We start from the raw sequence: 14,420 nt of genomic DNA on the forward strand, positions 1-14,420 counted from the left end.
GATTTTGAAAGATGTTTTATTATCTATTTTGAAGGAAATCAGACTTTTATTAAAATTAATATAATAAATTCACAGACTTTATTATATTGTTTTGAATTTTGAATAATATCTTATGAAGATAATTTTACCTGATTTGGTAACTACTAGAAAAGTAGGAAGCAGAACAAAAAAAAATATAATTAAACATTTAGTATCTGCAGGAGAAGAACTAAATGTAACTCCCATCAGGCAATCAAAATCTTCATTTGAATTTAAAGATTCTTTCGGAAATATATACTACGCTACTGAAGACAAAAAGGGCATTCCTGTAAAATTTGAGTATGTAGTTCTATATGAAAAAATAAAACCCAATGGATTTAGAATTACCAGCTGGTTAAAACACCCATTGCTCAGAAGATATAAGCCCAGTGAAATTGTTGAGTCTTGGAAGGGTGAATTCAGATTTAAAAAGGAAAATATTCTAAAAGGGCTGCTAGGTCTTAGAACCCCTCAAATAGGAGCGATTCATACTTTACTAGGGCATTTAACTAATGCAAAGGAAATTGCAACCATAGTTTTGCCAACTGGTACTGGTAAGACAGAAACAATGTTGTCCTTATTAGCTGCAAATCCGTGTAATAAATTACTTGTTACTGTACCTTCTGATTCTTTAAGGACTCAACTTGCAAATAAGTTTTTTGATTTTGGCTTGCTTAAAGTAAAGGATAAGGAAGGAAACTGTATTCTTGGTGAAAAAGCTCAAAACCCAATAATAGGTATACTTAATACAGGTTTTAAAACTGAGAGAGAAGCCAGGGAGTTCTTTGATGAGTGTAATGTCATAATATCAACAATGAACCTCGTATCTCGTGCTTCCCCGAGTGAAATAGAGATTATGGCAGAAATCTTTTCACATCTTTTTGTAGATGAAGCACATCACTCAAAAGCTGGTAACTGGGGTAAGTTTATAAGGTCATTTGACAAAGGTAAGGTAATTCAGTTCACTGCTACGCCTTACAGGAATGACGGTAAAATGCTCGATGGGAGAATTATATACAACTTTACATTACAAGAAGCTCAAGAACAAGGATATTTCAAAGAAATTGATTTCCTTCCAATTCGAGAATATGATAAGAAACTTGCAGATGTAAAAATAGCAGAGACTGCTGTTAAAAAGCTGAGAGAGGATATTTCCGATGATAAAGATCATATTTTAATGGCACGTTGCGAAAATCATCCAAGAGCAGATGAGGTATTTGAAATTTATAAGCAATACCAAGATTTAAAACCAGTATTAATACATTCAGATATAAAAAATAAAAAACAAGTAAAGGAAAGCATTACTAAAGGAAAACATAGAATAATTGTTTGTGTAGATATGCTCGGAGAGGGTTTTGATCTGCCAGAATTGAAAATTGCTGCTTTCCACGATATAAGGAAAAGCTTACCGATAACGCTTCAATTTGCTGGGCGTTTTACCAGAACTAGTAGGGATTCAAAGTTGGGTAAAGCTAGTTTTGTAGCAAATCTCCATCAGCCAAATATTGATGATGAAATAGGTCTCTTATATGTTAAACAATCTAACTGGAACACAATTTTACCAACACTTAGTCTTAAAGCTACTCAAGAGCAAATAGACCTGCAAGATTTTCTTTCTGGTTTTAACAGAATAGATGAGTCTCATATTCCATTTCAGGAAATACGTCCAGCGTTTAGTGCTGTAGCTTATCAAAACAAAACACAAGAATGGTACCCAACAAATTTTAAAGAAGGCATAAAAGGTTATGAAAATTATGACCACAAGTATTATTCTGTAAATTCTTCAGAGCAAACTTTAGTTGTTTTTTTAGGGAATAAGAAAAAGGTTGATTGGGGAAATTTCAAAGATGTATATGATATTGTTTGGAACATTTTTATAGTGTACTGGGAGCAAAAAAATAATATTTTGTTTATTCACTCGTCGGAAAAAGGAAGTGAATTCAAGGAATTGGCAAAAGCGATTGTTGGAAAAGATGCCACACTCATTAAAGATGAAAATGTTTTTAGGTCATTTTATAAAGTAGAGAGAGTAAAACTCTATAATGTAGGTTTGAGGAAGGGACTTGGCAGAAACATAACTTTTCAGTCATATTATGGCAAAGGAGTTCAAGAAGCACTTTCTTTAGCTGAAGAAAAATCTGGAATTAGTAATAACGTATTTGGGGTTGGTTTTGAGGAGGGTGAAATAACCTCAATAGGATGTTCAAGAAAAGGAAGAATATGGTCTTACTCTAGGGGTACTATAAATGAGTTCATTAACTGGTGTGATTCTATAAGTGAAAAACTTTCTAATAAAGAGATTGACCCAAATAAGATTCTTCTTGAAAATTCCATTAAGCCCACTCGGGTATCTAGTCGTCCAAATTTATACCCACTAACTGTTGATTGGCATCCTACTGTTTATAAAGAAACGGAGGATAGCTATATTTTCAGGTCTAATGGAAAAGATTATGATTTATCAAATTCTGAGCTTAATATTAAAAATCCTGATTTTAATAGTCTGTTAGAATTCACTTTTGATACTGATGATTTTAAGGTAAGTTTCACTTTGGAATTATCGAAAATAGGTCAAGGTGAGCAAACTCAATTTGACTATAAAATTACAAGAAAGACAACCAAAGTAGTAAATGTAATCAAAGGGGCAACGACAAAAACTTTGGAAGAATTTTTAAATGAGAATCCACCATTGATATGGTTTGCAGATGGCTCTTATCTTCAAGGTAATGACTTCGTAAATTTCAATGAAGAAATTTTACTCTACCCTAAAGAAAGAATAGAAGCTTTTGAATGGAAAAATGTTGATCTAAGTCAAGAGTCGGAAAGATTTGCAAATATTAGAAAAACCTCCATACAGTATTGCTTTTTCGAGCATTTACTTACAAAAGAGTACAGTATACTTTTTAATGATGATGACAGTGGTGAAATTGCAGATATAATTGCCATAAACGATTTTGAGCAAATGATTGAGATTGAACTTTATCATTTGAAATATGCTTTAGAGGGCAAAGTGTCTGGTCAAATCAAAAATTTTTATGAGGTTTGTGGTCAAGCACAAAAATCTCTAATATGGAAGTATAAAGAGGGTGCAGAATTCATAAATCATTTGATTAGAAGAGAATGGAAAAAGAGAAAAGTTAATCAAACAAGATTAAGAAAAGGGACAATTGATGATTTGGAATATTTACTTGGCGCAGTAAAAATGACTAAGCAAGTGAAGTTTAAAATTTATATTGTTCAACCTGGGGTTTCAAAGGAAACTATAACCGATGATATCTTACAGCTTTTAGGTGTCACCGCTAATCATATTAAAAAACAGGGTAATATAGAACTTAATATTATTACTAGTTGATGAGTCGAAATTTCAAATTATTTCCTCTTATCACCAGCTCGCTTATCAAAAGCAATCAAATTGAATAGTTCGCGCATTCGGCTTCGCACCCGATTGCCGTAGCGTTCTTCAAGTTCATCAGCATTTAGATTTGTTGTGGCGTGAGTTTTGATTTTATGTTTGGTTTGCAAATACAAATCATAACGAGATAAAAGAACTTCGCCCATAACGTTTAAATCTTTTCCGTAAAACCTACCGGCGGGTTCAACTCCCAAGTCGTCGAAACAGAAAAATTTCGTATTACCGTATTCTTCGATAGTTTTAAAACCTAAATGATTGAAGCTAAAACTTACATTCCGGCAAGGAATCATTTCATAGGGTCGCTGGAAAGGAACTAAATGGCGAAGGAGTTTCATCAAACTGGTTTTTCCGCAGCCAACAGGTCCTGAAAGCAAAATTCCTTTGTCAATATTAATACCGTATTTTTTGCAGTTCTCTCTGTCTTTAATAAAGTAAGAACAGAGTTTCATCAGAATATCTTTGTCTTCATCATAAATCTTGAATTTCTGACCAAAAAGCAGTTTACCCTTGGCATTCAGATATATCAAGATTTTCGGAAAATCGTAATGCACGCATTTTCCGTCAAATTTCCCGAGTGAATATTCCACGCCACCTTCGGTAATTTTAGAGGGGTTGTCCATAATCCTTACTTTTAGTAGTTCGCAGGTTGTTCCGATTCTGGGACCCTTCCTTTTTGTTTGGTGTTTTTTCTTCGGCAAACAATTCGGTTCTAGCCATCCAATTTTTGGCTAAAGCCTGCCAATCCCGAATTGGTTTTCCGTCACTTGTTTTCCAATAGTTGGCTTCATAATGCGCAAAGAATTTTTTTCCTTCATCAGCATTAAAACTTTTTTCAATAAAAAAATCTAAAACGGCCTGCCTGCCCTTTGGCTGTTTATTAGTGTTTACCTGTTTGGTATTGTTTATATTAGATACCAATGCTTGTCCACTCACGGGACGGTGCTTGTACACTACTGGTTCACGTATAGGACGGTACTGTTCCGCCAGCTGTTCTAATTCGGGATTGTAGTGTCCCATAACCGGTTCATCGCTTGTCCCGATTATGGACATCTTAATTTTACTCCCTTTGTAGGGATTGTTCGATGGAAAGTAGGTAAGGTAATTCCACGAGTCAAGGTCAGTTACGCAACGATGATAAGTAGATTTCGAACCAATCTTGGCCGCGCGCATCAAATCCCTGCGGTTCACGAAAAACTCATCTGCAAAACGGCTGCTGTTCCATTCCTGAAACAAGGCCATATAAAGGCTGATGTGAGTAGGATTTAAACGGTCATCAAAATAGAACGTTTCAAAAGCCGAATTCAATAGCTTGATGTAGTTCATCACTTATGAATTTAAATCTTGCTGTACACGATTGGCATCCATAACATTTTGAATCTCTTCCACATCATAATAAATAATGCCGCCTACCTTGGTGTAGGGTAGGGTGCCATTAATCCGTAAATTTTGAAGTGTTCCTGGACTTATTTGGAGTAGATCCATAACTTCAGAGGATTTAAGATACCTCTTGATTTTTCCAGAAGATTGTTTGGTTAGAAGATTTTTGATTTCATCGAGCAATTCCATTTTAAATTCTCGAAGATCGTCTGTGGTGATAATACTTGTTGGCATAATAGAACGATTTATGGAAAAGCCTCAATATATTAAGTAGTAGACTTTTACCTGATTTAACTTTCGTTCTACGAATTTGAAGAGTTTTATTGGGTTTTATTCACAAGTCGAACCCAAGTTGGGTGAAGATTTAACATTCTATTATTTAGCGTTTTTTGAGATAATTTAATTGATTAAAAGCTAATTCCATTATACAAAATGGGCTTAAATTTACTTTTAAAAGAAACACCCAAGTTGGTTGTAACTTGGGTGTCTATTCTGTGGATGATTGCTTTTAATTTAGTTATCTGCTTCTCTGATTTTTTTGATGAGACTTATTTTTAATAAATCTGCAAATCTAGCGTAATCCTCCTTACGGCCTCGAATTTCTAAAAAGCTTCGGTAGTAATTCCCTAGATCAATGTCAAATATTTTTTCGAAAGCGGTTGCCAAATCCTTAATATCTCCTTTTACTGCTCCAGATGCTATTAGTGCATATATAAGTTCAATTAAATCAATCTTATTTGAGGTCCAAGTGAGATTTAGACTTTCCAGTAATTTTTCGTTATTGGAAATCTTCCTTGTTGATTTTTTCAAGTCATTTAATTCGTTAGTGTAGTGGTTTAATAATAGGTCATATGCCAAAATCTTTGCAACGGCGTTATCGTGGCTCGTAGAGAATTCAGCATCTGTATAAAAATGGGAAGTGTCGGACAGTAAACCTATGTTATCATTACCGCGTAAAAAATAAAACTCATCTAGAAAGGTGGCATTCTGTCTGTAATATTTGATGAATTCGCTATTGTAATAATAATATTCTTGTAGTTTTTTGATTTCATTATCCAAGTAAGTGCGTTTAGACTTATCGGTGCCTCTTGGTTTTTGTATTAAGTACTTATATAGTTTAGCATAAAATTTGAGATGTCCGTAGATAAATGGTTTTTGCTTTTTAAAAAATAATATTTCATTTTCTTTATTGATAAAATTTCTATTGCGTAGCACAACCCTTAGTTGCTGTAAATATTTTCGAGATATTTTAATCCCTTTTTCAACACTTGAAAAATCATTTAGATTTTTCTCATTAACTTCATCAAGAGCTAACTTACATTCATCAAGTATATGTTGTATTTCATTTGTCACAAACAAACTACATTCTAATTTTTAAATTAAAGCTTCTGAAACAGCATAGCTATCTTCCAATAGAGTGTATTTAATAATCTTCTGGTCTTTTACTACCATATGTATAAAAAATATAGAATCTACTATTTTGTTTGTCTTCAACATCCTAGTAGAAAAGGCACCAGCAATTACTGCTTCGTCGTCCTCCATAAAAATTTTATTTATCCTCACAGATAAGGGTTCTGTAGCAGACCACAACATCTCGAATTTTTTTTTTATTTCATCTTTTGAACTTCTCTTTCCCAACCAATCTACCTTCTCCACATTTCCGGGGATTTCCCATTCTATATTTTCAGAAAATAGGCTGATAAGATTATTTAAATCTCTTTTTCCTAAGTAGTCTAGGAATTCTTCTGTTATCTTTTTTACGGAATTCATATTTATATCTGTTTTATGTATTTCTTCTGTAAATATGCCATTAAGCCAACCCATAAGGCTACACCAATAATTAAAAATGAGCCCCAATTACTTATTGAAGAATAAAGTATTGCCACACAAATTATACTTGCAACCACCCAAATACTGTCCATAAAAATAATCGCTCTCACCCAACTTATTTTAATAGGTTTACTAAGGGCTGAAACAAAAACAAAAGAGGAAAATAGTATTAAGAAAATACCAGTCGCTAAGAAAGGGGTTGTAACTTTTACTTTGAAAACATCAGTAAAAAATTGAGGTATAAATGTTAATAAAATACCTGTTGCGCCTGAACTGAGGGCGTTAATGAGTAAAACGGTCTTTAATTTCATATTTAATTATTTTTTTACAAAGTTAAATCCTTCCTTTTTTTGAATTATTATCCTTATGCGACACTTAGCTGTCATTTTGCGCCATAATAACAATTCTTTGTCAACTTATTTTTATCTTTGAACTATGAATTACAAACGAATTTTTCTTCAAGCATTACTTTTATTTTGTGAGCAGCAAAATATTGACATTGAGAAGTTGGCGTCAATTTCTGGTTTTAAGGTACAGGACTTATTTTCTGCGAAAGACTTTTCTATAGATCATAATCAACTTGAATTGTTGTGGAGAAATTTAATTCAAAATTCAAGAGACGAATTAATAGGTCTTCGTTTTGGCGCAACAATGCAAATAGCCGCTTTAGATGCAGTAGGCCAAATAATACAAACAAGTAATACGGTAAAGGATGCACTTCTACAAGCAGCTTCCCTCATTCATCTTTTTACTGATATGTTTTCTATGCAGCTAATAGATAATGGCGAAACATTTAGTATTGTGCTAAAGAAAAATAAAAAGTTCAAGAACTATCCGAATACATTTAATCAGATGGGAGATTTTCTTATGGCTTTTACGCTTCACGAGTTAGATGGACTGCTTTTAAAGTCACTCCACCCTATTAAAGCAGAAATACCAACTTATAAAGCAGAACATCTTCCTATATATGATGAAATTTTGAATTGTCCTATTCAAAAAAAGGAAATCTATTTACTGGAATTTGATAATAAATATCTTAATACTAGAATCATAACGGCAAATTATGATCTTCAGAAGCTACTATTAAAGCACGTGGGAAGTAAAGAAAATAGTTATGAAGGAAAAAAGGAGTTTTCTGCTGCCATTTTCAATTTTTTAACGGCAAATTCCTATTTATTTTCAATATCGGTAGAATTTGTGGCATCAAACTTTAATATGAGTGTCCGCACACTTCAAAGAAAATTGAAAGAAGAGGGGGTGTCTTATATTCAGATTGTTGAAGAAGTTAAGAAATCATTGGCAATACATTATATCCAAAACGGAAGCTCATCGGTAAAAGAAATTGCACATATTTTAGGATATGCCGAAACAAGTGGATTTGCAAAAGCTTTTAAAAAATGGACGGGGAAATCACCAATTACTTATAGAAAACAGAATATCTAAATTGATAAAAATAACGAACCAAAGTTTACTAATTATGAAAAAGAAGGGGATATTGTAAAACAGTTAATTATAGAATAATTCAAAAACAGTAAAAGAACAACAGTTCAATTTTTAAATGGTACCATCGCAAAGAAAATCTATATTATTTGTCTTAATTGTTACAGCTTTAGATACCACGGGGTTAGGGATTATCTATCCTGTTTTGCCACAACTCATAGAGGATTTAGTAAATACAGACATAAGTACAGCGGCAACTTATGGAGGTTGGTTAACTTTTGCATATGCGTTGATGCAGTTTATTTTTGCCCCTGTTTTAGGTAATTTGAGTGACAGGTATGGCCGAAGATCGGTTTTGCTAATATCACTTTTCGGTTTTACAATTGATTATATATTTCTTGCATTCGCACAAAACATAACCTGGCTTTTTATAGGTCGAATAATTGCTGGGATATCAGGAGCAAGTTATTCTGTTGCAGCGGCTTCTATTGCTGATATAAGTACTGACCAAGACAGAACCAAGAATTTTGGGTATATAAATGCGGCCTATAGTTCTGGTCTAATAATCGGACCGGTAATCGGTGGATTACTCGGGCAATTCGGGACGCATATCCCTTTTATTGCAGCAGCAATTTTAAGTTTCGGGAATTTTATTTTCGGTTATTTTTTGTTTCCAGACACTTTGGAGAATTCAAATAGAAGAAAGTTCGAGTTAAAGCGAGCAAACCCTTTTGGGGCATTTAAACATTTAAGTAAATTTCCAACTATTATTACTTTAATTGTGGCAATGTTCTTTGTAGCAGTTGCAGGGCATAGTATGCCAAGCGTTTGGGCATATTTTACGATTGAAAAATTTAATTGGAGCGTAGAATTAATAGGATATTCGTTAGCGTTTTTAGGTTTACTTTCGATTATTGTTCAATCTTGGCTTGTAGGGATATTAGCCCAAAGGTTTGGAGATGATAAAATGACCATATTTGGTTTGCTCTTCTCAATCACAGGTTACTTACTCATAGCATTTTCAAATGTTGAATGGTTGTTATTCCCGGCAATGGTAATTAATGTTATTGGGAGTGTACAGCGAACCGGCTTTCAGAGTATTATATCTTCTCAAGTATCAAAAAGCGAACAAGGTGAATTGCAGGGAAGTTTAAGCAGTCTTTTAGGTTTATCAACGATTATCGCGCCACCCTTATTGACAATGGTTTTTACACATTTTACAAAAAATGAAAATTCAGATATTTATTTTCCCGGAGCCCCATACTTGGTTGCGGTATTATTAACATTTGTAGGTCTCATTATTATGCTTATAAATTCTAAAAAACGAAAAAACAATGCTGGAGGTCTGTAGATAGTTACTTGATTAAATTGATTCAAAAGTGTCAAGCTGGGCACAGTTGAAGCCTCTTTTGGCATTCTAAAAGTTATCGACTGCGAATTGACTTATATTAACATTTTAAATAACCATTAATAATTAGTTTAAATCTAAAGAAAACCATACATAGTTAACAACAAACCTCTAAAAACAATGAAAAAAATATCTCAATTAATAATCGGATTTTATGCAGGAATTGTCACAGTAGCATTTTTAATATTATTTTATTCCTTTAAAACTTTGGATCAGAAATTTGAAGAAATTACTGTAAAAAGGATAAATATCGTTGATGATAACGGGATAAATAGAATGGTTATTTCAAATCAAGAACGGATGGAACCTCCCATTTTATTAGGTAAAAAATACAAACGGGCTCTTAATCCAGCAGGTATTATTTTTTATAATGAAAAAGGAGACGAATGTGGCGGGATAGCAATTTCTAAAAATCCAGATACAGGGACATATGCGTTGGCCTTTGATTATGATAATGCAGATGCTATAGGGCTTTTAACCCAGCAAAATAATAATACAAATATGTATAAGTCGGGTATTGTAATTAATGATAAAGATCTTTCTGGTAAAATAGGAAGTAATACAAATAGAATTAATTTAATGACTACTAATGGAAATTCAAGTTTAGTAATTAATGGTCCAGATGAGAAACCAAGAATAATTATCTCTGTAGATAGTATTGGAAATCCATTGTTCAAAATGCTAAATGGGGAAGGTGAAATTATTCAGGAAATTAATTCCTTCAAATAAAATTTATTATAGATCAATGTACAAATTTTGTTCATATTTAAATGACACATTCACGGACAACCTATTTTGTTCGATTCTGCTATAAAAGATAGAAGCGGATTGATCTAAACTGTGCTTTGGATGAATTAAAATTGAATTAGGACAACCAAGAAAGTAGTATGTGAAAACTGAAAAAGATGAACATTTAAACAAAAATTCAAGACAAAATAATTTTCTGTTTTTGATTTAGATGATTGTTCTCAGTTGATTTGTACAAAAAACATTTTAAAAAATGATATGTTTTCTGAAAACTTGATCACCTGTCCGACTTTAATTGTGCGGGGTGATAAAGACTTTTTAGTAGAAAAAAGACATACGTTGGAATTATCAGAAAGAATCAATGACTCAAATTTGGCAAATATCCCTTTTTGCGGCCACTATGTGAATAAAGAATAACCCGAACTATTGATGAGTATGATAAATCAATTCTTGAATAACCCTTAAGTACGATATTTAAAAAATAATCAATAATAAAAAGCTTTAGATAAATTAATTTCCTCAAAGCAGCCTTTTTATTTTTAGGAGAGCACTCCTTCTGAACGGAGTAAAGCCCTTACAAGAAATAGGGATGGAATCAAGCAGATAAAATGAAATTTTTACAACCGAAAACAGATGAGATATGCGAAGGATAGTTCCAAATATTTATTCAAATGATTTAGAAAAAAGTAAGCAGTTCTATACCGAATTTTTGAAAATGGACTTAGCGATGGATATGGGGTGGATACTCACTTTCGTATCAAAAGAAAACAAAACCGCACAAATATCGATTTTCAAAAATGAAAATAATAAGCCTTTAGATAATTCGGCTATATTTTTATCAATAGAACTTTCCGATATTGAGCAGTGGTATGAGGAAGCCAGAAATCGAGGAATAGAAATTGTTTATCCCATTACGAATGAAAGTTGGGGGGTTAGGCGTTTTTTTGTCAAAGATCCAAACGGGGTTACTATAAATTTATTAACCCACTTATAAAAATACCCATTTGAAACCAAAATTTCAATATTGACAAAATTGACAATTTGAAAAAGTCAGTTGATGTATAGTCGGACTTGGGTGGTCAATACAATAAATTAAAAGAATTATCGGAAAGGGATTTACTTAAGAATCTTAAAATTATCAAAGGCAAGAATCGCTTAGCTATTATTGTAGGAGAGCATTGGAAAAAATAAATAATGATATAAAATTAATTGACGAGTTGTTTGTTTCAATCCCGTCAGGTACTGTTGAAATGAGAGATGACCGGACCAAGGAAGTTTGGTTATCTGAAATATCCTCATTCGAATTATCGAAATATCCAGTAACCCAAGAATTATATGAAGCAATAACTAAAGAAAACCCCTCAACCTTCAGAGGAGAAAAATTACCGGTTGAAACTATCTCCTGGATTGAAGCAGTGAATTTTTGTAATCAACTATCTGAAATTCTAGGAAAAACCAAATGCTATTCGATTGATTTGGATACTGAAGAAATAACGTTGAATTCAGTTGCAACTGGCTTTCGATTACCTACAGAAGCTGAATGGCAATATGCTTGTCAAGCAGGTAGTAAATATATTCGATACGGAGAATTGAATGATATTGCTTGGTTTAAAGATAATTCTAATAATCGACCCCAGGATGTTGGACAAAAGCAACCCAATGAATGGGGGCTTTATGATATGCTCGGAAATGTTTGGGAATGGTGTACGGACATATATGACGAAAAAATTTATGGTTCCTATCGTGTTTTTCGAGGTGGAGGATGGTGTGACCAGGAAAGAAGTGTAATGGCAACAACCCGAAGAAGAAGTCATCCTTTTTCTTTTAAAATTGATGATTTAGGATTCAGAATAGCAAGAAGTAAACAAATAAAATAATAAATGCGAAAATTATCACTATTTATTGCAACGAGTTTGGATGGCTACATTGCCAAGCCAAATGATGACCTTAATTTTTTAAACCTAGTTGAAAAAGAAGGTGAAGATTATGGGTATGCTAAATTTAACTCCACAATTGACACCCTTATTATTGGCAGAAAAACCTATGATTATGTACTAAAAGAAATCGGTCCCTCTCATTATGATAATGGGGAGAGAGACGTGTATGTAATCACAAGAACCGAAAGACCAGACGTTGGTAAAATAAAATTCTACACGGGAAATCTAACTGAATTGGTCTGGAAACTAAAAAACGAAAACGGTAAAAATATCTATTGTGATGGTGGTGCAGAAATCATAACCGAACTCTTAAAAAATGACTTAATTGATGAGTTTATTATTTCAGTTGTTCCAATATTATTAGGGAATGGGATACGATTATTTAAAGATGGAAGACCTGAGCAACTACTTGAGTTTGTGAGTGCAAAAACATATGATACGGGACTAGCGCAATTGTATTACAAAAGGAAAAAATAAATTATTCAGTAAGTTTTAAGGAAATTAATTCTCACTAAATGCTCTTGGTTCAAAAATTGATTACACTATCCAAAGCATCATCTGCATCCTTATGTATAAAATTAGCTTGATAATTTAAAGTTGTTTTTAAATCACTATGACGGTATAATTTCTGAAGCATTAGTGGATGTATTTTATCTCCAGCAATATTTCCAAAACTATGCCGGGCAATGTGGTTTGATAAATTCTTATCAATCTTACATTGAAGAGCTATACGCTTTAGATATTTATTGAAGAGTTTTGTGGCATTTCTCGTTTTTCTAAAAATATCTTCATCATCTTTAGAGTTGGCATCCTTTAAAAAAGGAAAGACATATCCGTTATTTTCTGCTTGGTTCTTTCTGTAATAATTTAATATGGTACTGGCTTTATCCGGAATTTTAAGGCTTAGGGGCTTTTCATTTTTATTCATAATATAGTAAAGCCTATTATCATTAAAATCTGACCATTTTAATTTTACAACATCAGAGATACGTATTCCAGCAAAGTAAAAAGCAATTAACCATACATTATGTGTATGCCAGATTGATGATTGGGGTTCAAATTCCAATGATTCTATTTTTTTAATTTCCTTAATCGTAAGACCGATTTTGTTGCCAGAACCAATCCGTATTTTTTCTTTTTCTCCTGCAAATGGATAAAATTTAGGAGCAACAATCCCATCTTTTATGGCAATATTATAAAGAGTTCTTATAAAAATTAATTGATTTGTAATAGTACGTGTTTTCTGATTTAGATAAACTGAACAAAAAGTTTTATATTTCTCTATAAACGCTTGATCTATATCCCGGAATTTTAAGGTTTTACTTTTCTTAAAATGATTAATGCCATCCATAAAAGAATATTGGCCTTTACGAGACTTGCTAACCCTGTCCTTTCTTCTTTGTTGTATATCTGCAATCACCTTCTTTTTGGGGGATGAGGATTTAAGCGTTAAAAACTCTTCAATGTTATATAATATAGATAGTTCAGATTTGGCTACTGAAAAAGTTCCGCGGTCATATTTACTTTTAACTCGTTCAGCAGCAACTGAAAAAAATGATTTAGAGCCTCCAGGTCCTTTCAGTTTTTGTTTAGCTTGTTTGGGCGTGATGCTGTCATCTTTAGAATCAAAATATAGATCATTAGCTTCTGTTAACTTCTTCATCAAGAAGTTATTTAGTTTTTTGTGATTAGGATGAGTCCTTTTAGCTTTTCCGGCAACTTTGTCCCAGTCTTTTTCAAAAACATATTGACCAAGCCATTTATAATTTGTCTTGTAGTTTTCACTAATTCTTATAGCCAAAGGAATAGTACCATCCTTTTTCATCATATTTTTACGCAATACAATTTTGATACTTGCCATAATAACCTTTTTAGAATAACACAAAGATACTAAAAACTAGTACAGAATAAGTACAGAATAATTTGATTTTGGATGATTTTATTCTAATCTATAAAATATTAAATAGCTTTAAAGCAATTGATTATGAAGGGTTTTGTGTTGTTTTAATGATGCTAAGTCTCAAGCTCATAACCCGAAGGTCACAGGTTCGAGTCCTGTTCCCGCTACTAATAAAGAGAATCTAGAAATAGGTTCTCTTTTTTTATGCTGTAAATTAAGGGTTTACATGAATAAAGGGATCAAGGGATCAAGGGATCAAGTCATAAAGTTGTGGGATTTTAAGATTATGCATAAATTGTTGTAAGTCTATATAGGAAGAACTCTACGTTTCTAACCCCTCTGAACTGCGCTCTA

General features: G+C 32.7%; 15 protein-coding genes. 8 read left to right on the plus strand and 7 right to left on the minus strand.

What is annotated here, in order from left to right:
- The first annotated feature begins 112 nt into the window (after nucleotides 1–112).
- Nucleotides 113–3,367: a DEAD/DEAH box helicase gene (locus ACFFU9_RS04060; RefSeq protein WP_379860098.1), complete on the plus strand. Its 3,255-nt coding sequence runs from the start codon at nucleotides 113–115 to the stop codon at nucleotides 3,365–3,367.
- 17 nt (nucleotides 3,368–3,384) lie between these two features.
- On the opposite strand, the gene ACFFU9_RS04065 is transcribed toward ACFFU9_RS04060, so the two are convergent.
- The 6 genes from ACFFU9_RS04065 to ACFFU9_RS04090 form a co-directional block, all read right to left on the minus strand.
- A complete protein-coding gene (locus ACFFU9_RS04065; RefSeq protein WP_379860099.1) occupies nucleotides 3,385–4,047 on the minus strand; it encodes a P-loop NTPase family protein in 663 nt (220 codons plus the stop codon).
- Nucleotides 4,031–4,750, minus strand: a complete 720-nt coding sequence (locus tag ACFFU9_RS04070) for a hypothetical protein (protein WP_379860100.1) — start codon at nucleotides 4,748–4,750, stop codon at nucleotides 4,031–4,033. Before ACFFU9_RS04070 ends, ACFFU9_RS04065 begins: the two co-directional genes overlap by 17 nt.
- A 3-nt stretch (nucleotides 4,751–4,753) precedes the next feature.
- Entirely contained in the window at nucleotides 4,754–5,038 is a 285-nt protein-coding gene (locus ACFFU9_RS04075; RefSeq protein ID WP_379860101.1) for a helix-turn-helix domain-containing protein, read from the minus strand.
- 279 nt (nucleotides 5,039–5,317) lie between these two features.
- Complete coding sequence (locus ACFFU9_RS04080) at nucleotides 5,318–6,157, minus strand: RteC domain-containing protein (RefSeq protein WP_379860102.1); 840 nt, start codon at nucleotides 6,155–6,157, stop codon at nucleotides 5,318–5,320.
- A 21-nt stretch (nucleotides 6,158–6,178) separates the two neighbouring features.
- Complete coding sequence (locus tag ACFFU9_RS04085) at nucleotides 6,179–6,574, minus strand: nuclear transport factor 2 family protein (RefSeq protein WP_379860103.1); 396 nt, start codon at nucleotides 6,572–6,574, stop codon at nucleotides 6,179–6,181.
- 2 nt (nucleotides 6,575–6,576) lie between these two features.
- Nucleotides 6,577–6,945 carry a hypothetical protein gene (locus ACFFU9_RS04090; protein WP_198637899.1) on the minus strand — a complete coding sequence of 123 codons (369 nt, stop codon included), beginning with the start codon at nucleotides 6,943–6,945 and terminating at the stop codon, nucleotides 6,577–6,579.
- A gap of 124 nt (nucleotides 6,946–7,069) precedes the next feature.
- On the opposite strand from ACFFU9_RS04090, the gene ACFFU9_RS04095 reads away from it, so the two are divergent.
- The 7 genes from ACFFU9_RS04095 (at nucleotide 7,070) to ACFFU9_RS04125 (ending at nucleotide 12,643) form a co-directional block, all read left to right on the plus strand.
- Nucleotides 7,070–8,077, plus strand: a complete 1,008-nt coding sequence (locus ACFFU9_RS04095; protein WP_198637898.1) for an AraC family transcriptional regulator — start codon at nucleotides 7,070–7,072, stop codon at nucleotides 8,075–8,077.
- A gap of 115 nt (nucleotides 8,078–8,192) precedes the next feature.
- Nucleotides 8,193–9,425: a TCR/Tet family MFS transporter gene (locus tag ACFFU9_RS04100; RefSeq protein WP_198637897.1), complete on the plus strand. Its 1,233-nt coding sequence runs from the start codon at nucleotides 8,193–8,195 to the stop codon at nucleotides 9,423–9,425.
- Between the two features lie 177 nt (nucleotides 9,426–9,602).
- Complete coding sequence (locus ACFFU9_RS04105; protein WP_198637896.1) at nucleotides 9,603–10,211, plus strand: hypothetical protein; 609 nt, start codon at nucleotides 9,603–9,605, stop codon at nucleotides 10,209–10,211.
- A gap of 276 nt (nucleotides 10,212–10,487) precedes the next feature.
- Entirely contained in the window at nucleotides 10,488–10,646 is a 159-nt protein-coding gene (locus ACFFU9_RS04110) for an alpha/beta fold hydrolase (RefSeq protein ID WP_379860104.1), read from the plus strand.
- A 223-nt stretch (nucleotides 10,647–10,869) separates the two neighbouring features.
- The gene (locus tag ACFFU9_RS04115) at nucleotides 10,870–11,223 is read left to right on the plus strand and encodes a VOC family protein (protein ID WP_379860105.1); all 354 of its coding nucleotides are present in this window, start codon (nucleotides 10,870–10,872) and stop codon (nucleotides 11,221–11,223) included.
- Between the two features lie 184 nt (nucleotides 11,224–11,407).
- Entirely contained in the window at nucleotides 11,408–12,106 is a 699-nt protein-coding gene (locus ACFFU9_RS04120; RefSeq protein WP_379860106.1) for a formylglycine-generating enzyme family protein, read from the plus strand.
- Between the two features lie 3 nt (nucleotides 12,107–12,109).
- Nucleotides 12,110–12,643, plus strand: coding sequence for a dihydrofolate reductase family protein (locus tag ACFFU9_RS04125; protein ID WP_379860108.1), 534 nt, complete (start codon nucleotides 12,110–12,112; stop codon nucleotides 12,641–12,643).
- A gap of 49 nt (nucleotides 12,644–12,692) precedes the next feature.
- Here the strand turns inward: ACFFU9_RS04125 and ACFFU9_RS04130 are convergent, their stop codons facing one another.
- Complete coding sequence (locus tag ACFFU9_RS04130) at nucleotides 12,693–14,027, minus strand: tyrosine-type recombinase/integrase (protein WP_379860109.1); 1,335 nt, start codon at nucleotides 14,025–14,027, stop codon at nucleotides 12,693–12,695.
- Nucleotides 14,028–14,420 lie beyond the last annotated feature (393 nt).

Source organism: Mariniflexile ostreae (genome assembly GCF_042427585.1).
GTDB lineage: Bacteria > Bacteroidota > Bacteroidia > Flavobacteriales > Flavobacteriaceae > Pseudalgibacter > Pseudalgibacter ostreae.

Bases quoted from the DNA above. Each gene is read 5' to 3' on its own strand.
- ACFFU9_RS04105 (WP_198637896.1), top strand. From the start codon at position 9,603: ATGAAAAAAATATCTCAATTAATAATCGGATTTTATGCAGGAATTGTC.
- ACFFU9_RS04085 (WP_379860103.1), bottom strand. From the start codon at position 6,574: ATGAATTCCGTAAAAAAGATAACAGAAGAATTCCTAGACTACTTAGGA.
- ACFFU9_RS04115 (WP_379860105.1), top strand. From the start codon at position 10,870: ATGCGAAGGATAGTTCCAAATATTTATTCAAATGATTTAGAAAAAAGT.
- ACFFU9_RS04075 (WP_379860101.1), bottom strand. From the start codon at position 5,038: ATGCCAACAAGTATTATCACCACAGACGATCTTCGAGAATTTAAAATG.
- ACFFU9_RS04065 (WP_379860099.1), bottom strand. From the start codon at position 4,047: ATGGACAACCCCTCTAAAATTACCGAAGGTGGCGTGGAATATTCACTC.
- ACFFU9_RS04090 (WP_198637899.1), bottom strand. From the start codon at position 6,945: ATGAAATTAAAGACCGTTTTACTCATTAACGCCCTCAGTTCAGGCGCA.
- ACFFU9_RS04095 (WP_198637898.1), top strand. From the start codon at position 7,070: ATGAATTACAAACGAATTTTTCTTCAAGCATTACTTTTATTTTGTGAG.
- ACFFU9_RS04100 (WP_198637897.1), top strand. From the start codon at position 8,193: ATGGTACCATCGCAAAGAAAATCTATATTATTTGTCTTAATTGTTACA.
- ACFFU9_RS04070 (WP_379860100.1), bottom strand. From the start codon at position 4,750: ATGAACTACATCAAGCTATTGAATTCGGCTTTTGAAACGTTCTATTTT.
- ACFFU9_RS04060 (WP_379860098.1), top strand. From the start codon at position 113: ATGAAGATAATTTTACCTGATTTGGTAACTACTAGAAAAGTAGGAAGC.
- ACFFU9_RS04125 (WP_379860108.1), top strand. From the start codon at position 12,110: ATGCGAAAATTATCACTATTTATTGCAACGAGTTTGGATGGCTACATT.
- ACFFU9_RS04130 (WP_379860109.1), bottom strand. From the start codon at position 14,027: ATGGCAAGTATCAAAATTGTATTGCGTAAAAATATGATGAAAAAGGAT.
- ACFFU9_RS04110 (WP_379860104.1), top strand. From the start codon at position 10,488: ATGTTTTCTGAAAACTTGATCACCTGTCCGACTTTAATTGTGCGGGGT.